Raw genomic sequence first — 1254 nt, forward strand, 5'->3', positions numbered from 1 at the left:
GCTCGGACGCCAGCAGAAAATAAAAAAAAGTGAAAATATTTTTTGCCTGGTAAATTTGCCTGAAAAATTGGGTTGAAATAAAAAATTGTGGGTTGAAAATCGTCGAGATTTTAGCCTGATAGACTTATTAAATTACCTCAAATAATAGTTATACTTTATATTAATTTGCTTTTCCAACAAAAAAACAAAGCGATCTTCTTGAAAAATATTATCACTATCCAAAGTCCGGAATCGGTTCCGGAACCTTACCCGATGCCATACGAATGCCTAATTCAAAGGCGCGTTTACAATCCTGAGGAAAGATATCGGCGTGACGTTTGTATTTTGCCTCTTTGTCAAACATTTCCGATTCGAATTTGTCATAGTCGCTATATTGGAGTGTGTCTTTTGATAATAGCAATTCGCACGCGCCAAAATGAATTCCAAGCATCATTTTTGTTGTATCAAAAACCTGGCTAAAGCCTGTCTGCTTAAGCATTTCATCAGTTACGCCCATCGTATAAATCATAGCAGTATTAATACGTCTTGGGAAAAGTGATCGCATATCTTTAGCGTATTTGAAATAAGGAAAGCAAAGCCGTTCAAGAAAAGCCCTTGTGGCAGCAGATTCAGTGCCGTAATATACGGGAGAACCGATAATCAGGGCATCGGCCTCTTTTACACGATTCAGCACAGCAGTCAAATCATCCTTTACTGCGCAAACTCCGTCTTCCTTGCGATCAAGCTTCTTACAGGAAAAACAGCTAATACAACCTGAATAATTCAGATCGTAAAGTTGTACCAGTTCGGTTTTGGCCCCTGCCGACTCAGCGCCCTTAAGAGCGTTTTCCAACAGTGTTATGGTGTTCCATTTCTTTTTTCGCGGACTACCGTTAAAAGCAATTACCTTCATAATATTTCCCTTTCTTCTACCTCAATGCCGTTGAATTAAGCTGGTTGCCGATAAGCCGGGTTAAACTTTTTGTTTCGCTTTTTGAAAATTCGTTTATTACTTCTACCAGGCCGGATTGCATCGACACATTTGAGAATGAGCGCCTGTAGATCTTCAATAATAGAGTGAATTTTATCGCTGGGGCGCAGGATCAAAAGCACAATGACATTCTTTATTGCCGAAAGCGCCTGGGTAAAATTGACTTGATACTTATATTTCCGGCTCGCTGTATTTTTCTCAACAAGCGGCTCAACTGAATTTGCAATCATCATCGTCAGGTTCTTTGAAAATACTTTGGCATGGAAATCCTGGTAAACGGATCT

Annotated in this window: 1 protein-coding gene and 1 pseudogene; both read right to left on the bottom strand. The window is 39.6% G+C overall.

Annotated elements, in window-relative coordinates:
* Positions 1 to 214: 214 nt before the first annotated feature.
* A complete protein-coding gene (locus VXK47_RS15980; RefSeq protein ID WP_435549783.1) occupies positions 215 to 892 on the bottom strand; it encodes a flavodoxin family protein in 678 nt (225 codons plus the stop codon).
* Positions 893 to 927: 35 nt separating this feature from the next.
* Positions 928 to 1254: pseudogene (locus tag VXK47_RS15985) on the bottom strand (IS4 family transposase); the annotation flags it as partial.

The sequence above is a fragment of the Desulfobacterium sp. N47 genome (genome assembly GCF_051233685.1).
GTDB lineage: Bacteria > Desulfobacterota > Desulfobacteria > Desulfobacterales > RPRI01 > RPRI01.